This window comes from Pseudomonas sp. ES3-33 (assembly GCF_000952175.1).
Lineage (GTDB): Bacteria > Pseudomonadota > Gammaproteobacteria > Pseudomonadales > Pseudomonadaceae > Aquipseudomonas > Aquipseudomonas gregormendelii.
Window position 1 is genome coordinate 349,784 of record NZ_JZRI01000044.1, and the last position, 18,673, is coordinate 368,456.

The following is an 18,673-nucleotide window of genomic DNA, read 5'->3' on the forward strand; positions in this document are numbered from 1 at the left end:
GCATGGTCAGGGGTGTCATTACTGACGCCATCGCGGTCCATCAGACCGCCGCCATCTGCTCCCCACGAACAATATCCATCATGAAGCGCTCGGCCGGCAGCGGATGGCCGAGCAGATACCCTTGCAACGAGTCACAGCCCAACTGCGTCAGGAAGTCCTGCTGCACGTCGGTCTCCACCCCCTCCGCCACTATCCGCAGGCCCAGCGCCCGCCCCAGGGCGACGATGGCCGAAACGATGGCGGCGTCATCACTGTCGCGCTCCAGATCACGAACGAAACCACGGTCGATCTTCAATTCGTTGGCCGGCAGGCGCTTGAGGTACATCAGGCTGGAATAGCCGGTACCGAAGTCATCGATAGACAGGTCCACGCCCATGTCCGACAGCGCCTGCAGCACCGTCATGCTCGCATCGGCGTCGCTCATGGCCGTGGTTTCGGTGATTTCCAGAGTCAGGCTGTTGGCCGGCAGATGGTGAGTCGCCAGGGCCTTGGCGACGCTCTGGACCAGACCGGCATGGCAAAACTGCAACGCCGAAAGATTCACCGCGATGCGCCAGTCGGTGTACCCCAGCACATACCACTCGCGCATCTGCCGGCAGGCTTCATTGAGCACCCATTCGCCGATCGGAATGATCAACCCGGTCTTTTCCGCCAGCTCGATGAACTTGTCCGGCAGCAGCATGCCCTGGGTCGGATGCACCCAGCGCAACAACGCCTCGGCACCGATCGGACGGCCATTGGTCGCATCGAACTTGGGTTGGTAATAAAGACTGAATTGCTGTTGCTCCAGTGCCGCGCGCAGGTCCTGCAACAGCTGCAGTTGCTTGCGCGCGTTGCTGTTCATTGAAGCGTCAAAGAAGCTGTAGCCGTTCTTGCCGGTGCCCTTGGCGTGAGACATCGCGGCATCGGCGTTCATCAGCAATTCCTGGGCGGTTTCGCCGTTGCCCGGATAGACTGCAATGCCGACGCTGGCGGATATCTGCAGGTCATGTTCGGCGACGCGGAACGAACGCGCAATCAAGCCGACCTGGCGCGCGGCCAGATTCAGCGCGTCATCCTGCTCGGCCAGTTGCACCAGCAAGACGAACTCGTCACCGCCAATTCGCGCCAGGGTGTCCTGACTGCGCAGATCCACCCGCAGGCGCTGGGCCACTTCGCACAACAACTGATCGCCCATATGGTGACCGAATGCATCATTGACTGGTTTAAAACCGTCCAGATCGATGAACATCAGCGCAAAACAGCCGCCCTGTTCACGCACCACCAGCATCGCCTGGTCGATTCGGTCGGCGAGCAGCACCCTGTTCGGCAACCCGGTCAATGGATCATGCAGGGCCAGTTGGGTCAGTTCGCGGTTGGCCTCGGTCAGTGACTGGGCCAGATGCGCCGTTCGCGCTTCCATCCGCGCGTCGAGAATCGAAGTCAGCAAGGCGATGGTCAGCACCGCCAGGGTGGTAATCAGCACCAGGTTGTCCAACCCGCTCCCGCTCAGGCCGCTCGACGCAGCACCGCAAAAGCTGCCGTCGGGAAAGCGCGCCGCAGCCATCCCGGTATAGTGCATGCCGACAATCGCAATGCCCATGACCACTGCCGCACCGGCGCGCATCAGCGCAACGTGGGGCGCGTGCTGACGCAGCCGGAAGGCGATCCCTAAAGCCGCGCCCGAGGCACCCACCGCGATCAACAGCGAAGCACTGAACAACGCGGGATCGTAATCGATGCCCGGTTGCATGCGCATGGCTGCCATGCCGGTGTAGTGCATGGCGCTGATCCCGCTGCCCATGGTCAGCGCGCCGAACAGCAGCTGCCAGGCAGGTAGTCGAGGCTGGCTGACCAGCCACAGGGCGAAGCCACAGGACAGCATCGCAATCAGCAACGACAGCAGGGTCAGCGTGACGTCGTAGCCCAGGTCTATGGGCAGGGTGAACGCAAGCATGCCGATAAAATGCATCGACCATACGCCTACACCCATGGCAAAGGCGCCGCCAGCCGTCCACAACGCAACCGCAGGGCCCTTGGCCGTGGCAATACGTTCGGTGAGGTTGAGCGCAGTGTAGGAAGCGAGAATCGCGACGAACAGGGAAATGATAACCAGCGTGGGGGAATAGCTACCAATAAGCATCGGAGTTCTCGAAATGACCCGTACTGCTTCCCTGCCCGGCGGTGTTGAAGTTGGCGATTGTACTAACTCTCAGGAGGAACGCACTGAGAAAATCAGCAAAAGGCCATCAAGCCGATGAAACGCTTGTTTGAACAGTTAAACGGTGGGGCAATACCCTTATCTGTAGGTGCGAGCTTGCTCGCGATGGACGCTAACGATGACGCGTTTTGCCTGGAATAACGCGGTGTTCTGACGTCCATCGCGAGCAAGCTCGCTCCTACAGGAGGGACGCTACTGTGCGCTCTGCTCCAGCTGCCCATCCCAACCACCGCCCAGCGCTGCAATCAACTGCACGCTGGCGATCAACCGGCTCTGCAACAGGCTGAGCATGCTGCGTTCATTACTCAGAGCCGTCGCCTGTACAACCACCACGTCAATATAGGCAATCAACCCCGCCTTGTACTGGTTCTGGGTCAGGCGCAGGGAATCTCGGGCCGCATCCAGCGCCTGCTGGCGCACTTCGGATTCGTCTTCCAGCACCTTCAACTGCACCAGATAGTTCTCCACTTCACGGAAGCCGTCGAGTACGGTCTGGCGATACTTGGCCACGGTTTCATCATAGGCGGCTTCGCTGCGATCCACTTCAGCCGAGCGCTGGCCGCCGTCGAACAGGGTCATGGCCAGTTGGGGGCCGACGGACCAGAAACGATTCGGCACGCTTATCCAGTTGGAAGAGGTGCTGCTGCTGTAGCCGCCGTTGAGGCTCAGTGTCAGGTCCGGGTAATACGCCGCCTTGGCCACGCCGATGTTGGCATTGGCCGCCATTACCGAGCGCTCGGCCGAGGCAATGTCCGGCCGCCGTTCCAGCAGTTGTGAAGGCAGGTTCAGCGGCACCTCGGGCAAGGTCGGGATATCACGGGATTCGGCCAGGTTGAACTGTGCTGGCGGCAAGCCGATCAGCACCGCAATGGCATTTTCGAACTGCGCGCGCTGCCAGATCAGGTCGACCATGTCGGCCTGGGTGCTCTTGAGCTGGGTCTGCGCCTGGGCCACTGCATCCTTGCCGGAGACTCCGGCGCGGTACTGGTTTTGGGTCATTTTCAGCGAGCGCTCGTAGGCTTCCACCGTCGCTTGCAGCAGGCGTTTTTGTTCGTCGATGACCCGCAACTGCAGGTAGTTCTGCACCAGTTCCGATTGCTGGCTCAGGCGCATGGCCGCCAGGTCGGCATAACTCGCCTGGGCATTGGCGGTGTCGGCTTCCAGGCCACGGCGTAGCTTGCCCCAGACGTCAGCCTCCCAACTCACGCCGGCCTGCGCCGTGTAGGTGTCACGGATGCCACTGGAAGAACTGCTCAGGCTGGAACTGCTGCTGCCGGTGCCCTGGCTGGAGCGGTTCTTGCCCACGGTCAGGTCCACCGTCGGAAAAAATGCGCCACGGGCGCTGCGCACCAGGGCCTGGGCCTGGCGGTACTGGGCTTCGGACTGGGCGACGGTCTGGTTGGCGCTGTTGAGTTTGTCGATCAGGCCGTTGAGCTGCTGATCGCCATACAGCTCCCACCAGGCTCCGCGCGCCAGCGAATCGCTGGGGTTGGCCTGACGCCAGCCGGCCGCTTCCTTGTACTGCACCGGGGCCGCCGCTTGCGGGCGCTGGTAATCCGGGCCGATGGCGCAAGCACTGAGCAACGACACGCACAGTGCCATGCTCAGCAGGCGCGAGCCGCGAGCCGGGACCAGGGGTGCTGCCAGGGTGAAAAGCGAACGGTCAGTCATAGCGGAGTTTCCAGAGCAGCATCGGTACGCACCCCACGCCAGTGGTTGAAGCGATGGCGCAGTTTGTCGAGATAGAGGTAGACCACCGGGGTGGTGTAAAGGGTCAGCACCTGGCTGAAGATCAGCCCGCCAATAATCGTCAGGCCCAACGGCTGGCGCATTTCGGCCCCTTCGGCGCGACTGAGCAGCAAGGGCAATGCCCCGAGAATCGCGGCCAGGGTGGTCATCAGGATGGGCCGCAGACGCTGCAGGCAGGCGCTGCGAATCGATTCCAGCGGCGCCAGGCCCTGATGCCGCTCGAGCTGCAAGGCCAGGTCGATCATCAGGATGGCGTTTTTCTTCACCACGCCAATCAGCAGAAACAGCCCCAGCAGCGAGATCAGGCTGAATTCCCCGCCCAGCGCATAGATCGACAGCAATGCGCCGACGCCGGCAGACGGCAAGGTCGAGAGGATGGTCAGTGGATGTATGTAGCTTTCATAGAGCACGCCCAGCACCAGGTACACCGCGACCAGCGCGCCAAGGATCATCCATGGCTGGCTCTTCTGCGTGGCAGCGAACGCGTCAGCAGTCCCGGCGACTTTGACAATCACGTCTTCCGGCATGCCCAGCCGCGCAATCGCCCGCTCGATGGCGGCGGTCCCCTGCTCCACCGTCACGCCTTCGGCCATGTCGAAGGAGATGCTTTCGGAGGCGAACTGGCCCTCGTGGCTGACCCGGTCGTCTTCCAGGCTGTTTTCGTAATGGGCAATGGTCGAAAGCGGAACCCGTGCACCGTCGGCAGTAATCACCTGCACCTGCTTGAGGGTAATCGGGTCCTGGGCGTACTTCTGGTTGACCTCCATCACCACCTGATACTGGTTCAGGCTGTCGTAGATGGTCGAGATCTGCCGCTGGCTGTAGGCGTTGTTGAGCACCGAAGTGACCATGTTCATGTCGATGCCCAGGCGTTTGGCCTGATCGCGGTCGACAATCAGCGTGACTTGCTGAGCGCCGCGGCCTTCACGGGCGTCGATGGCCGTCAGTTCGGGCAAAGCCTTCAGCGCGGTCACGACCTTCGGGTACCACTCACGCAATGAGCCCAGGTCCGCGCTTTGCAGGATGTAGGAGTATTGCGAGGTGGTCTGCTCGCGGCCACCGCCGAATTGCAAATCCTGGTCCGCCATCAGCATCAGTTGCGCACCGGGAACCTTGGGCATCTCCTTGCGCAGGCGCTCGATGACCTTCTGGGCGGAGATGTTGCGCTCCTTAATCGGTTTGAGGCGCACCAGCATGAAGGCGTTGTTGGTGCCGTTGCTGCCGCCAATGAAACCGGCGACGCTCTCAACAGCCGGGTCTTTCAATACTGCACGACGGAAAACCTCCATCTTGGGTTGCATCACGGTGAATGACAGCCCGTCATCCCCGCGCACGAAACCGATCAGCTGACCGGTATCCTGCTGCGGCATAAATGTTTTAGGAACAACAACATACAGGGCAATGTTAACGCCGATTGTCACGAACAGACTGAGCAGTGTCAGGCGCCGATGGCGCAGCACCCAGTCGAGGCTGGTGGCGTATTTGGCGACCATCCAGTCGTTGGTCCGGCGGCTGACGCGCTGCAGGCGGTTCTCCTGGCCCGGCGTATGGGGCTTGAGCCAGCGGGCGCAAAGCATTGGCGTGAGGGTCAGCGAAACCACCAGCGAGACCGCGATGGACGCCGCCAGGGTGATGGAAAATTCGCGGAACAGGCTTTCAATGATGCCGCCCATGAACAGGATCGACAGGAACACAGCCACCAGCGAGACGTTCATCGACAACAGGGTGAAACCGACCTCTTCGGCCCCCAGATAAGCGGCCTTCATCGGCGGCACACCCTCGTCGATGTGCCGGGAAATGTTCTCCAGCACCACGATGGCGTCGTCCACCACCAGCCCGGTCGCCAGGATCAGCGCCATCAGCGACAGGTTGTTCAGGGAGAACCCGTAGAGGTACATCACCGCAAACGTACCGACCAGCGACACCGGCACTGCCAGGGTCGGAATCAGCGAAGCACGGAAGTTGCCGAGGAACAGGAACACCACCAGGATCACCAGCGCCACGGCGATCAGCAAGGTCATTTCCGCTTCATGCAGGGTGGCCTTGATCACCGGCGAACGGTCCATGGCCAGGTTCAGCTTGACGCTGGCCGGCAGCACGGCCTGCAGCGCGGGCAGCTGGGCCTTGATTTCGTTGACGGTCTCGATGATGTTGGCGCCGGCCTGGCGGTTGATGACCAGCAGCACTGCGGCGTCGTCGTTGAAGAAGCCGCTGTTGTAGCGGTCTTCGACGCCATCGCTGACCTTGGCCACATCCTTGAGGCGCAATGCCGCGCCGTCGGCGTAGTGAATGATCAGCGACTCATAGTCCTTGGCCTTTTCCAGCTGGTCGTTGGCCTGGATCTGCCACAGCCGCTCGCCGTCCTCGACCGCGCCCTTCGGGCGGCGCACGTTGGCGTTGGCGATGGCCGTGCGCACGTCATCGAGGGCCACGCCGTACTGGTTGAGCGCCTGGGGTTCGAGCTCGATGCGCACCGCAGGCAGGGAACTGCCGCCGATCTGCACTTCGCCCACGCCCTGCACCTGCGACAGGCTCTGGGACAGAATGGTCGAGGCCAGGTCGTACAGCTGGCCCTTCTCCAGCACATCCGAGGTCAGGGACAGCACCATGATCGGCGCCTGGGACGGGTTGACCTTCTTGTAGGTCGGCATACTGCGCATGCCACTGGGCAGCAGATTGCGCGACGCGTTGATCGCCGCCTGCACTTCCCGCGCCGCGCCGTTGATATCGCGGTCGAGGTCAAATTGCAGGATCACCCTGGTCGAGCCCTGGCTGGATCGGCTGCTCATGGTGTTGACCCCGGCAATCGCCCCGAACGAACGTTCCAGCGGCGTGGCCACGGTCGACGCCATGACCTCGGGGCTGGCACCCGGCAGGCTGGCCTGGACCACGATCACCGGGAAATCCATTTGCGGCAGCGGCGATACCGGCAACAGGCCGAAGCTCACGCCGCCCAGCAACATGATCGCCAGGCTCAACAGCATGGTAGCGACCGGCCGCTTGATGAAAGGTCCGGACAGGTTCATGGCTGCTCTACCGCTTCCACGGGTTCGGATTTATGACCCCAACGACGACCCAGACGATCGAAATAGAGGTAGATGACCGGGGTGGTAAACAAGGTCAGGACCTGGCTCACCAGCAACCCGCCCACCATCACCAGCCCCAGGGGCTGGCGCAGTTCCGCGCCGGAGCCGGTGGCCAGCATCAGCGGTACCGCACCAAACAAGGCTGCCAGGGTGGTCATCAGGATCGGCCGAAAGCGCAGCAATGCCGCCTGGTAGATCGCCGTCTCCGGGTCCAGCCCCTGATTACGTTCGGCGTCGAGGGCGAAGTCGATCATCATGATCGCGTTCTTCTTGACGATACCGATCAGCAGGATGATGCCGATGATCGCGATCATGCCCAGGTCATTACCACTCAACAGCAACGCCAGCAAGGCGCCCACTGCGGCCGAGGGCAAGGTCGAGAGGATGGTGATCGGGTGGATGTAGCTCTCGTAAAGCACGCCCAACACGATGTACATGGTCACCACCGCCGCCAGGATCAGCAGCAACGTGCTCGACAACGACGCCTGGAACGCTTCGGCCGCGCCCTGGAACTGGGTCTGCACGCCCAGCGGCATGCCAATGTCCTGCTGCACCTGTTCAATGATGTCCACGGCATGCCCCAGCGCCACGCCGGGAGCGAGGTTGAACGACATCATCACCGCCGGGAACTGGCCAATGTGGGTGATTGCCAGCTGAGCCTGACGTTGCTCGATGTGGGCCAGGCTGGACAGGCGCACCTGGCCGCCATCGGTGGTCTTGACGTGGATCTGGTTCAAGGCATCCGGGCCGATTTTCTCGCCGGACTGCGCCTGCAGCACCACGCGATACTGGCTGGCCTGGGTATAGATGGTAGAGATCTGTCGCTGGCCGAACGCGTCATACAGGGCGTCGGTGATATTCGCTACCGAAACCCCAACCCGGGACGCCGCGTCGCGGTCGATCACCAGGTAGACCTGCAGGCCCTTGTCCTGCAAGTCGCTGGCCACGTCCGTCAGCTCGGGTCGCTGCGCCAGGGCCTCGACCAGACGGCCGCTCCACAGGCTGAGCAAATCCGAGTCCGGGGACGACATGCTGAACTGGTACTGCGTGCGGCTGACCCGATCCTCGATGGTCAGGTCCTGCACCGGCTGCATGAACAGGCGAATACCGACCAGTTTGTCTACTTCGGGTTGCAGGCGGGCGATGATTTCGCTGGCGCTCAGGTCCCGGGCGCTGTGAGGCTTGAGGTTGATCAGCAAACGCCCGCTGTTGAGCGTCGAGTTGTCACCATCGACGCCAATGTAGGACGACAGGCTTTCCACCGCCGGATCAGCCAGGATGATTTTCGCCAGGTCCTGCTGACGCTGGCTCATGGCGGCAAAGGAAATCGACTGCGGGGCTTCGGAGATGCCCTGGATCACCCCGGTATCCTGCACCGGAAAAAAACCCTTGGGCACGATCATGTACAGGAACACCGTCAGCGCCAGTGTGCCGACCGCCACCAGCAGCGTCAGCGGCTGATGTTTGAGCACCCACTGCAACTTGCGCCCATAAGCGGCGATCATCCAGTCGATGACGGCGCCACTGGCACGATAGAAACGCCCCTGCTCCTTTTCTTCGGGCTCGCGCTTGAGCAGCCGCGCGCACATCATCGGCGTCAGGGTCAGGGATACGACCAGGGAAATCAGGATGGCCACCGCCAGGGTGATGGCGAACTCGCGGAACAGGCGCCCTACCACGTCGGCCATGAACAGCAACGGAATCAGTACGGCGATCAGCGACAGCGTCAGGGAAATGAGGGTGAAACCGATCTGTTTGGCGCCCTTGAGCGCGGCGTTCAACGGGGTTTCGCCTTCTTCGATATAGCGGGAAATGTTTTCCAGCATCACGATCGCATCGTCCACCACAAACCCGGTGGCGATGGTCAGGGCCATCAGGGTCAGGTTGTTGACCGAGAACCCGGCGAGGTACATCACGCCGAAGGTGCCGATCAGCGACAGCGGCACGGCAACCGAGGGGATGATGGTGGCGCTGGCACGACGCAGGAACAGGAACGTGACCATGACTACCAGGGCAATGGCGATCAGCAGTTCGTGCTGCACGTCCGTCACCGAAGCGCGGATGGTCTGGGTCCGGTCGGTGAGCACGGTGACCTCGAGGCCGGCCGGCAGGTTGTCAGTGATGCTCGGCAGCAGCGCCTTGATCCGGTCCACCACTTCGATGACGTTGGCCCCGGGCTGGCGCTGGATATTGAGCAGCACCGCCTGGTTTTCATTGGCCCACGCGGCCAGCCGTTCGTTCTCGGCACCGTCGACGATCTCTGCCACGTCCTTGAGCCGCAACGGCGCGCCGTTGGCGTACGCGAGGATCAGGTTGGCGTAGTCCGCAGGCGACGTCAGTTGATCGTTGGCATCGAGCATCGACACCCGGGTCGGGCCGTCGAAGTTGCCTTTGGGCTGGTTGACGTTGGACGCACCGATCAGGATGCGTACGTCGGCCAGGTTCAGGCCGTTGGCCGCCAGGGCCTCCGGGTTGACCTTGATCCGCACCGCCTGGCGTTGGCCGCCGGCGATGCTGACCATGCCGACCCCGCTGATCTGGGCGATTTTCTGCGCCATGCGCGTATCGACCAGGTCATTGAGCTTGGGCAGCAACATGGTCTTGGAGGTGATCGCCAGGGTCAGGACCGGGGTGTCCGCCGGGTTGACCTTGTTGTACACCGGTGGTGCCGGCAGGTCGCTGGGCAGCAGGTTGGTAGCGGCGTTGATCGCGGCCTGGACCTGTTGCTCGGCGACGTCCATGTTGATGTCGAGGCTGAAGCGCAGGGTCAGCACCGATGCGCCGCCGGAGCTGGTCGAAGCCATCTGCGTGAGGCCGGGCATCTGCCCGAACTGGCGTTCAAGCGGCGCGGTCACGGCGCTGGTCATGACATCCGGGCTGGCGCCGGGATACAGCGTCATCACGCGAATGGTCGGGTAATCGACCTGAGGCAGCGCCGACACCGGCAGCAAGCGGTAGGCGATAATGCCGGCCAGGATAATGGCCAGCATGCTAAGCGTCGTGGCTACCGGGCGAAGGATAAACAGCCGCGAGATGTTCATGCGCCGCCCTTTTTCGCCTTGTCGGTCGCAGTGCTATCAGGCGACGAGGCCGCCGACTTGCCCTGAAGGTGTTCGGTGGGCGCGGTCGGCACGTCCTTGCTGTCATTGACCACTTCCACTTCACTGCCTTCCTTGAGGCGGTCGGTGCCCTCGAGCACTACGCGGTCGCCGGCGGCCAGGCCTTCGGTGATCACGGTGTTGTCACCGTCACTGGCACCGACTTTCAACTGGCGAATGGTGACCTTCTTGTCGCCATCGAGGGCGTAGACGAAGGTGCCATTGGTGCCGAACTGGATGGCGGCCGAAGGTGCCAGCACGACATTTTTCAGGGTGTCGGCCAACAGGTGGACGTTGACGAACTGGTTGGGAAACAGCGACTGGTCGCGGTTGTCGTAGCGGGCCTTGAATTTGAGGGTGCCGGTGGTCACGTCGATCTGGTTGTCGAGGCTCTGCAGCACGCCGGTCGCCTGCAATTTGGTGTCCCCCCGGTCCCAGGCTTCAGCAGGTAGCTTGGCCCCCGAACGATAACGCTCCAGCACCACGCTCAGGTTGTTTTCCGGCAAGGTGAAGGCGACGCTGATCGGTTGGGTCTGGGTGATGATGGCCAAGGCCGTGGTGTCATTGGCGGCCACCAGGTTGCCGACGTCCAGCTGACGCAAACCTACACGGCCGGCAATCGGTGCGCGAATTTTGGTGAATTCGAGATTGAGCTTGGCGTCATTGACCGCTGCCTGATTGGTCTTGACCGTGCCCTGATACTGGCCGACCAGCGCCTCGGCTGTGTCCAGGGTCTGCTTGGCAATGCTGTCTTCGCGATACAGGCCACGGTAGCGTTCGACATCCACCTGGGCGTTTTTCAGCTGCGCCTGGTTCTGCAGCAGGGTTCCTTCGGCCTGAAGCAAGGCATTCTGGTATGGACGCGGGTCGATCTCCGCCAGCAGGTCGCCGGCCTTGACCATCTGGCCTTCCTCAAAGGCAATCTTCACCAGTTCGCCGCCGACCCGGCTCCGCACATTGATGGTGTTGAGCGCGGTTACAGTACCCAGCGCCTTGTAGTAAAGGGGAAAATCACCCTTCACAGCCGGCGCCACACGCACCGGAATCGGCCCGGTCGCGCCGCCGAACCCCGGCCGCATCCCCCCGGATTTGCCGGTATGCCCGGCCGCAGCTTTCTGCCCTGCAGACTCTTTCTGGTCGCCTGCGGGCCAGAATTTCCAGCAGACGCCAGCGACGACCAACAGAACTAGCAGGCCGAACAGCCAGCGACGGGGACTACGGGAGGAGGATTGCATTGAATGATCAACCATTGGGCGCGTGGGCTTCTTCTACGGGAGGCTGAACGATAAGCACTGGCGGGTATTAAGCAAAGCGGCTTTACCGGCAATTTACCTTCGGCTTACGTAACAGGATGTTTGTCCAAGACACTGATACAGATACACAAATGAAAACGGCCTGGACAGGGCCAGGCCGTTAACAATTGTAAGCCCGAACTTATTTCAATACAGCAAGCGCCGCTTCGTAATTCGGTTCTTCAGCAATTTCCTTGACCAGCTCGCTGTGCAGGACGTTGTCGTTTTCGTCCAGGACCACCACCGCACGGGCGGTCAGGCCTTTGAGCGGACCGTCGGCAATTGCCACGCCGTAGTTCTCGATGAACTCGGCACCGCGCAGGGTCGACAGGTTCTGCACGTTTTCCAGGCCTTCGGAACCGCAGAAACGCGCCTGGGCGAACGGCAGGTCAGCGGAGATGCACAACACCACGGTGTTGGCCACGTCGTTGGCCTGGGCGTTGAACTTGCGCACGGAGGTGGCGCAGGTCGGAGTGTCGACGCTTGGGAAGATGTTCAGCACTTTGCGCTTGCCGGCGAAGCTTGCCAGGGTCACGTCGGACAGATTGCCGGCAACCAGGGAAAAGGCTGGCGCCTTGGAACCGGCTTGTGGCAGTTGGCCGTTGACTTGAACCGGAGAGCCTTTAAGAGTGACTTGAGCCATGAACTGAGTCCTTCTGAACGTTGATGTGGAGATTTTTGAAGAGGCCGAAGTTAACCACGAAATGGGCTGGCGACCTATGCCCGGATACAAATTGTGGTGTATCAGCCAGTGACTGTAATCGTTGACGTCGATCGCCTGCACAAGCTGCGCAGGCGCTGTCGGGACGGATGGTGCTTGTCACCAAAACCCAGTAGGAGCTGCCGAAGGCTGCGATCTTTTGATCTTGATTATAAAAAACAAGATCAAAAGATCGCAGCAGCTACCAGAGCAATCGGGATCACTTCGTAAGGCTTCAGGCCTTCAGTCTTGCTGCTGGCGGCGGTAATGGCGGCGCGCACCACGATCACACCCGGGCCAGGCCCTGCGGCCAGCGGCAAGGACTTGCCAATTTCGCGCTTGAGCGCCTGGTCGATTGACACGGGCCGGGCATCCGGCAAAGCTGCACCGATGCTGCACGCGCGCCTGAAGGCAATCGCACCTGGACTACGGAAGTCGCAATGCCTGAACATAAGAATAAAGCTGCAGATCCGAAGCCTGATTCGCCTTCCAACCTGACGGGGCGCTTGCTGTTTCCGGTCATCATCGCGACGCTGCTCCTGGCAGTGGCGGGGATCGGCTGGTTTCTGCTGAGCAGCACACCAACCCCGGTTGCCCTCGCACCTGCTCCGACTGCCCAACCAGCCAAGGCGCGCCCCGTCGCAATGGCCCCCGCGACCATGGTCGACGAAGCGCAATGCCAAGGCTGCCACAGTCCCCAGGTCAAGGATTGGCAAGGTTCCCATCACCAGCTGGCCATGCAGGACGCCAATACCGACACGGTGCTGGGTGACTTCAATAACGTCAGCTTCAAGGCGGAAAACGAAACCACACGCTTCTCGCGCAAGGACGATGCTTTCTGGGTCAACACCCCTGGCATCGATGGCCAGAATGCGGACTTCAAGGTGGCCTACACCTTTGGCATCGCGCCGTTGCAGCAATACCTGATAGAAGTCGGCGAAGGTCGGCTGCAGGCGTTGGGTGTGGCGTGGGATACCGAGAAGCATCGCTGGTTTCACCTGTACCCGGGCCAGGGCGTCAACTTCAAGAATCCGTTGCACTGGAGCAAGCCGAGCCAGAACGCCAATTTCATGTGCGTCGAGTGCCACACCACCGGCTTCAAGCGCAATTTCGATGCCGCAAAAAACACCTTCGACAGTCAGTGGAATAGCCTCGGTGTCGGCTGCCAGGCATGCCATGGCCCGGCCTCGAACCATCTGCAGTGGACGGCGAAAAAAGGTGACCTGGTCCACAAGGGTTTTGCCGTGGATCTCAAGGACCAGAACGCAACCGTCGAACTGGAAACCTGCGCCCGCTGCCATTCCCGGCGAGCGCCCCTGGGAGACGGTTTTACCGTCGGCAAGCGGCTGATGGACGACTACCTGCCCAGCGCACTGACGCGCGAACTGTATGCGCTGGACGGCAAGATCAAGGATGAGGTGTTCGAGCACGGCTCCTTCGCCCAGAGCAAAATGGCCGACAAGGGCGTGCGCTGCAGCAATTGCCACAACCCTCACAGTAACGAACTGAAGGCGCCCGGTAATGGCGTCTGCCTGCAATGCCACAACACGGCGGGCAAGACCGCCGTCGCCGGGGTGGACGGCAAGGGCTTGCAAGCGAAGAACTACGACTCCATCGAACACACCCGGCACACCATGGGGCAACCCGGCTCGCAATGCGTGGATTGCCATATGCCCGGCAAGTTCTACATGGGCAACGACTTCCGTCACGACCACAGCTTCAGCATTCCCAACCCGGAACGCGCAAAAAAACTCGGCACGCCGGACGCCTGCCTGACCTGTCACCAGGGCAGGGCTAGTGACAAGGTCACTGAACAGTTCAAGCTCTGGAATGCCGCCTCTGCCCCGCAGGCCCCGCGCTACGACGAAAGCCTGTGGCTGATCCGCAATGGCCAGCCCGGTGCCGCCCAAGCCCTGTACGAGCAGTTGCAACGCAGCAATTTGCCGGCCATCCAGCGCGCGACGCTGCTGGCCGAGTTGGCGCTGTACCCCAGCGAACAGGCCTTGAAGCTGGCAAGCAAAGACTTGAACAACCTGGCGCCACAGGTACGTGAAAGCGCCATCCGGGCGATCAGCGCCATCCTGCCGCCGGCCGAACGCGCACCCCTGCTGACGCCATTGCTGGTTGACCCGGTGAAGGCCGTACGGATTGCCGCCGCACGCGACCTGCTCGGCGCGGCCCGCGATGGTTTGGGCAACGCCCGGGGCAATTGGGACGTGGCAATCGGCGAGTATGAAGCAGTGCAGAAGAGCCTGGCCGAACGTGCCGAAGCCAACCTCAACCTCGCCATGCTGTATCAGGCCAGCGGGCGCAGCGCTGAAGTCGAAGGGTTGTTGCGCACTGCGCTCAAGCGCGACCCCGACTTCTACCCGGCACTGGTCACCCTGGTGCAATGGCTGGAAGCGGCCGGACGCAAACAGGAAGCGCAGGCACTCCTCGACCAGGGCCTCAAGGACCACCCGCAAGCAGCGCTGCTCCAGCATTCCCTTGGCCTGGCCCTGATTCGCGCCGGCAAAACCGCCCAAGCCATGCCTGCCCTGCTCAAGGCGGCCCGACTGGAGCCGCAGAACGCGCAATACGGCTATGTACTGGCCGTAGCGCTGCACGACAGCGGCAAGGTTGACGAGGCTTGCCTGGAGCTGGAACGGCTGCTCAAGGAACAGCCGGCCAATCGCAACGCACGACTTTCGCTGATCCAGTATTACCTGGAGAACGGCCAGGAACCCAAGGCCCAGGTGTTGCTGCAAGGCTGGAAGAAAATGAACGTGGGCGACCCGGCATTGAAATAACGGCCCGTCCGGCACCGCACTCCAGGTTCCCCTGCCTGATGGCGCTCTCGGGCACCTGGCATCAGTTACGCACCGATTCGACCCTGCGCAGGCTGACGCCCGCAGAGTCAAATCCCGCAAGATCAGAGTGTGTTATCTGTCTTTCAGCCGCGCTCGCGGGGGATCAGGCTTTGCAGTTGCTGCGCGAGGAAATTCGCATCGAAGGCAAAGGTATCCGCGTCCTTCAGGCCGTTGGTCTTGCGCCACTGCCAGCTGTTGGAGGGCGGCAGGCAGACCAGCGAAACGCTGCCATAACGGGCAGCCGTCAGGCCCATGACCGCCAGGGAAATCTGCCCGCCCGTGCCCATCACATCGGGAACGAATTCCACAGGCTTGCCAGCGATCACGATGCTCAGCTTCTCGGTATTGAACTTCGACGTTTCCACCGGAACACTTGGCCCGAATGCAACATAAGCCTCGCGACTGACTTCCAGCAGGTTGGGCGTCTTGACCGGTTCCAGCCACAGCTGGATCTGGTCGAACAACTCGCCTATACGCGTCGCCCACACGGCCGATTGCGCCTCAAACAGTTGCTTCTTGTGCGCTTCGCTATCGGCGTATTGGCGAAGCATCTGACCCAATTGCTGTACGTCGTCCATTGCGGTGTCCTTTGGTTGAAGCAGTGCTGCGGACATGGAGCATGGCAGAAGCGAGCCGCCGGCGTACGACTAAACGCGCCAGCGGTGTTTTTTTGCGCTGCCGGCCCAATCAGTGGGAGGTGAGCGTGCGACGCAGGCGCGCCATGCTCAAGGTATCCACCAACACCCCGTCACGCACGGCGTAGTCACGAAACAGGCCTTCGGTCTCGAAGCCGAATTTGCGGTACAAGCCAATAGCCGCTTCATTGTCGGCATACACCGAAAGCTCGACCCGCAGCAGGTTCATCCAGTTGTCGGCGATATCCAGGGCGGCGCCGAGCAATCTCGAGCCGACGCCCTTGCCCTGCCACGCTGAAGCGACGCCCATGCCAAAGCTGCCCGCATGGCTGCGACGCACTCGCGAATACTGTTCAAGCCCCAGGTGGCCGATGACAGCGCCCTGATGCAGTGCCACCAGTTTCAGTGCGCGCTCGTTGCCTGCTTCAATGCGCGAGCGCCAGACCTCTACGGACTGATACGGCATCTGCAGCACCTGGCGCGTGATCGCCGTTTCGTTGTAGAGCGCGGCGACGCCTTCGAGATGGGATTCGTTGAAACGTTCGAGGCTTATGACGGAATCGATGCCAGACATGGGTGACTCATCCTTGATACAGACATGGCCACCCACTGTATAACCTTCCTGCACCCGTCAACAACCGGGGGGTTGGCGCAAACCCAAGGCTAGGCTCTTCCAGGCGTTGAAGTCGGCCATTTCAGCCACGCAACTTCTGCATATTCCCCTGCAGGCGCTGCGCAATGCAATTGCCCGGCATATCGCTTTTTCCCGTGGGGTCAATTGCCAGTATGACGATGTGGTGGTGTGCAACGGCGCACAACGGGCACTGGACCTGATATCCAGGGTGCTGACCCGTCCCGGCAGCCTGGTGGCCATGGAGGCTCCAGGCTATCCACCGAATCGAGGGTTTCTACTGCAGCAGGCGCCAAGAGACGGGTTGCTCATGGGTTTTGGTGCCATTGAAACCCTGGACATCGACCTTGCCCTGAACCGTAAGCGACATTCTACAGCTCGTCGCCTGATCGATTGGCGTAGGGGTTTATCCGGCGATTGGCTATTGGTGGTCTCGGGGCACAGGCCTATCCTGCTAAGGCGCTAATCCCTCAGTGAGCAGGATTCGTCCGGCCTGATTCAGGAGTGTGAGCAATGTCCACCGAAGTCATCAATACCGTACAGGTGCAGGCTGCTGCCGGCCGTTCCGAAGAGCTTGGCAAGCAACTGCAGAGAATTGTTGAAACCCTGCGCCAGCAGCCAGGCTGCGAGTCGTACATGGTCGACCGCTGCCCCGAGGACAGTAACCGCTGGAACGTCAGCGCCCGCTGGCAATCGGAAGCGGCCATGCAGATGCATTTCAACTGCCCTGAAGTACAAGGCTTTATCGGCCTGATCGACAACCAACTGGCCAATGCGGTGGATTTCAACAGTTTCCCCATCCGCTGAGATTGGTCACCTGACCTTCCAGGGAATTGGCTGTTTGCCTGGCCTCACCTGCGCACTAATGTGGGTTTGGACAACCCACTACCCGAGGTGACCGACCATGAAAGCCTTGCATTACTTTGCTGCTCCCCTTGCGGCACTGGCCCTGACCGTTTCCGCTGCTGCACTGGCCCACGAAGCTGCGCCATCGGAAAAGGTCACGGTGCTGCAAGACCAGATGCTGAAAAACGTGCCCGGCAAAAAAGCCTTGATGATCGAGGTCGATTACCAGCCCGGACAGGCCTCTATCGCTCACAAGCATGAAGGCACCGCCATGGCCTACGTGCTGTCCGGCGAGATCATCTCGCAGGTCAAAGGCGAACAAGCAGTGTCGTACAAGGCTGGTGAATACTGGTACGAGCCCGCCGGCTCGGAACACCTGGTCTCGAAAAACGCCAGCGCAACCCAACCCGCGAAACTGTTGGTATTCATGGTGCTGTCGCCGGACGAGAAAGTGTTGATCCCGTTGAAAAACTGATAGCTGAGCAAAGGTCCATAAATAATCAGGCCCATTTCAATTATTTGGGCCTTTTTATTTCTCCGAGCGATGAGTCGCCAATCTTTACGCCGAACAAAACTAATGACTGCATCCGTGCCGTCACATGCGCCATTTCATTAAATGCTGACAGGGCTAATCTTTGAATGACTGCCGAATCGATGTCGGCGACAAACTTCATGAATTAAGCTGTTTCACTGGAGAAACACCATGAAACGAGTGCTGATCAGTACACTGACAATGACGGTTATCATAACGGGCTGCTCCGTTCCAACTGCACCTGAATCGGTTGGTCCTCTGCATGGGATATTCTCCCAACCGGTAGGCCGCAGCGCTTCCACCAAGGTGCCCAGCGGGCCCGACAAATCCGTAGGCATTGTCTACAGTCGCAATACCCAGACCAATCGCGCTTACCTCAATGATTACCGCGCCAACGCGGGGACGGGCTTCGGCCAGAGCCTGCTGGTGCAATCCATTCATGACGCCTACGTGGCCACCTCTGCACCGGACAGGGCAGTGGACTGGGTCAAGGCTTCGTTGCAGCGCCAGTTTGGCTCTGTGACGGAATACCCGGACATGCAGAGCCTGCGCGCGGCGAGGCCTGATGTGGCAGCAGTCGTCGATGCCCGCAGCCAGTTGATTACCTCGCGCAGTTCGGATGTGGAAGCGGATGTCAGTGCGCACTTCTATGATCGCAACCTTGACTATATCGGCACCGCTCGCGGGTACGACACCAGGTCATTGAGCCCTTTATGGGCTGATTACAAGCGCAGCGAAGAGATAGTTGCAGACATCAACGAACAGCAGGAAGTGCAAGTTCGGGCATTGCAGAAGTTTGACCAGTCGCTCAGTAATTTATTGACCGGACCGACAAGTAATGTATCGATGATTGATGATAATAAAAGCGATAAGTTGTATTGAGTCTAAGGGCCCCTTCACGGGCAAGCCCGCTCCCACAGGGTTCGGTGTAGTGTGGAGATTATGTGTCCAACACAAAACTCAGTGGGAGCGGGCTTGCCCGCGAAGGGGCCCTTGCAGCTACACCCCAACAAAAAAAACCCGCATCTCTCAATGCGGGTTTTTTTCATTCAGCG

At 60.9% G+C, this 18,673-nt stretch carries 12 protein-coding genes and 2 pseudogenes; 5 read left to right on the forward strand and 9 right to left on the reverse strand.

The features are described 5' to 3' along the window. Positions 1 to 40: 40 nt before the first annotated feature. From UB23_RS07170 to UB23_RS28340, 7 genes and pseudogenes are all read right to left on the reverse strand, one after another. On the reverse strand, positions 41 to 2,122 hold the full coding sequence (locus UB23_RS07170; protein WP_045058622.1) for a putative bifunctional diguanylate cyclase/phosphodiesterase: 2,082 nt from the start codon (positions 2,120 to 2,122) through the stop codon (positions 41 to 43). Positions 2,123 to 2,392: 270 nt separating this feature from the next. Further along, entirely contained in the window at positions 2,393 to 3,871 is a 1,479-nt protein-coding gene (locus tag UB23_RS07175) for an efflux transporter outer membrane subunit (RefSeq protein ID WP_045058623.1), read from the reverse strand. Continuing rightward, positions 3,868 to 6,975 carry an efflux RND transporter permease subunit gene (locus UB23_RS07180; RefSeq protein ID WP_045058624.1) on the reverse strand — a complete coding sequence of 1,036 codons (3,108 nt, stop codon included), beginning with the start codon at positions 6,973 to 6,975 and terminating at the stop codon, positions 3,868 to 3,870. The genes UB23_RS07175 and UB23_RS07180 overlap by 4 nt, the downstream gene beginning before the upstream one ends. Further along, positions 6,972 to 10,076 (reverse strand): MdtB/MuxB family multidrug efflux RND transporter permease subunit, encoded by a 3,105-nt coding sequence (locus tag UB23_RS07185; RefSeq protein ID WP_045058625.1) that lies wholly within the window; start codon positions 10,074 to 10,076, stop codon positions 6,972 to 6,974. The genes UB23_RS07180 and UB23_RS07185 overlap by 4 nt, the downstream gene beginning before the upstream one ends. After that, complete coding sequence (locus UB23_RS07190) at positions 10,073 to 11,383, reverse strand: MdtA/MuxA family multidrug efflux RND transporter periplasmic adaptor subunit (protein ID WP_045058626.1); 1,311 nt, start codon at positions 11,381 to 11,383, stop codon at positions 10,073 to 10,075. The genes UB23_RS07185 and UB23_RS07190 overlap by 4 nt, the downstream gene beginning before the upstream one ends. 184 nt (positions 11,384 to 11,567) lie before the next feature. Then, complete coding sequence (gene tpx, locus UB23_RS07195) at positions 11,568 to 12,068, reverse strand: thiol peroxidase (protein WP_045058627.1); 501 nt, start codon at positions 12,066 to 12,068, stop codon at positions 11,568 to 11,570. A gap of 248 nt (positions 12,069 to 12,316) precedes the next feature. Then, positions 12,317 to 12,478 (reverse strand): annotated as a pseudogene (locus UB23_RS28340) (DUF3313 family protein); the annotation flags it as partial. 87 nt (positions 12,479 to 12,565) lie between these two features. Here UB23_RS28340 and UB23_RS07200 point away from each other — a divergent pair. Next, the gene (locus UB23_RS07200; protein ID WP_045058628.1) at positions 12,566 to 14,914 is read left to right on the forward strand and encodes a tetratricopeptide repeat protein; all 2,349 of its coding nucleotides are present in this window, start codon (positions 12,566 to 12,568) and stop codon (positions 14,912 to 14,914) included. A 143-nt stretch (positions 14,915 to 15,057) separates the two neighbouring features. Here UB23_RS07200 and UB23_RS07205 read toward each other — a convergent pair whose 3' ends face one another. Continuing rightward, positions 15,058 to 15,552 carry a hypothetical protein gene (locus tag UB23_RS07205; protein WP_045058629.1) on the reverse strand — a complete coding sequence of 165 codons (495 nt, stop codon included), beginning with the start codon at positions 15,550 to 15,552 and terminating at the stop codon, positions 15,058 to 15,060. Between the two features lie 109 nt (positions 15,553 to 15,661). Beyond that, positions 15,662 to 16,183, reverse strand: a complete 522-nt coding sequence (locus UB23_RS07210) for a GNAT family N-acetyltransferase (protein ID WP_045058630.1) — start codon at positions 16,181 to 16,183, stop codon at positions 15,662 to 15,664. 148 nt (positions 16,184 to 16,331) lie between these two features. On the opposite strand from UB23_RS07210, the pseudogene UB23_RS28345 reads away from it, so the two are divergent. The 4 genes and pseudogenes from UB23_RS28345 to UB23_RS07225 all read left to right on the forward strand — a co-directional run. Further along, positions 16,332 to 16,511: pseudogene (locus UB23_RS28345) on the forward strand (aminotransferase class I/II-fold pyridoxal phosphate-dependent enzyme); the annotation flags it as partial. Positions 16,512 to 16,753: 242 nt separating this feature from the next. Next, the gene (locus UB23_RS07215) at positions 16,754 to 17,047 is read left to right on the forward strand and encodes a putative quinol monooxygenase (RefSeq protein WP_045058631.1); all 294 of its coding nucleotides are present in this window, start codon (positions 16,754 to 16,756) and stop codon (positions 17,045 to 17,047) included. A gap of 97 nt (positions 17,048 to 17,144) precedes the next feature. Next, entirely contained in the window at positions 17,145 to 17,561 is a 417-nt protein-coding gene (locus UB23_RS07220; protein WP_045058632.1) for a cupin domain-containing protein, read from the forward strand. A 228-nt stretch (positions 17,562 to 17,789) separates the two neighbouring features. Beyond that, entirely contained in the window at positions 17,790 to 18,500 is a 711-nt protein-coding gene (locus UB23_RS07225; RefSeq protein ID WP_045058633.1) for a hypothetical protein, read from the forward strand. Positions 18,501 to 18,673: the final 173 nt, after the last annotated feature.

What these genes read in the sequence shown, in the direction of transcription:
- UB23_RS07170 (WP_045058622.1), bottom strand. Translation starts at nt 2,122, where the DNA reads ATGCTTATTGGTAGCTATTCCCCCACGCTGGTTATCATTTCCCTGTTC.
- UB23_RS07175 (WP_045058623.1), bottom strand. Translation starts at nt 3,871, where the DNA reads ATGACTGACCGTTCGCTTTTCACCCTGGCAGCACCCCTGGTCCCGGCT.
- UB23_RS07180 (WP_045058624.1), bottom strand. Translation starts at nt 6,975, where the DNA reads ATGAACCTGTCCGGACCTTTCATCAAGCGGCCGGTCGCTACCATGCTG.
- UB23_RS07185 (WP_045058625.1), bottom strand. Translation starts at nt 10,076, where the DNA reads ATGAACATCTCGCGGCTGTTTATCCTTCGCCCGGTAGCCACGACGCTT.
- UB23_RS07190 (WP_045058626.1), bottom strand. Translation starts at nt 11,383, where the DNA reads ATGGTTGATCATTCAATGCAATCCTCCTCCCGTAGTCCCCGTCGCTGG.
- tpx (WP_045058627.1), bottom strand. Translation starts at nt 12,068, where the DNA reads ATGGCTCAAGTCACTCTTAAAGGCTCTCCGGTTCAAGTCAACGGCCAA.
- UB23_RS07200 (WP_045058628.1), top strand. Translation starts at nt 12,566, where the DNA reads ATGCCTGAACATAAGAATAAAGCTGCAGATCCGAAGCCTGATTCGCCT.
- UB23_RS07205 (WP_045058629.1), bottom strand. Translation starts at nt 15,552, where the DNA reads ATGGACGACGTACAGCAATTGGGTCAGATGCTTCGCCAATACGCCGAT.
- UB23_RS07210 (WP_045058630.1), bottom strand. Translation starts at nt 16,183, where the DNA reads ATGTCTGGCATCGATTCCGTCATAAGCCTCGAACGTTTCAACGAATCC.
- UB23_RS07215 (WP_045058631.1), top strand. Translation starts at nt 16,754, where the DNA reads ATGTCCACCGAAGTCATCAATACCGTACAGGTGCAGGCTGCTGCCGGC.
- UB23_RS07220 (WP_045058632.1), top strand. Translation starts at nt 17,145, where the DNA reads ATGAAAGCCTTGCATTACTTTGCTGCTCCCCTTGCGGCACTGGCCCTG.
- UB23_RS07225 (WP_045058633.1), top strand. Translation starts at nt 17,790, where the DNA reads ATGAAACGAGTGCTGATCAGTACACTGACAATGACGGTTATCATAACG.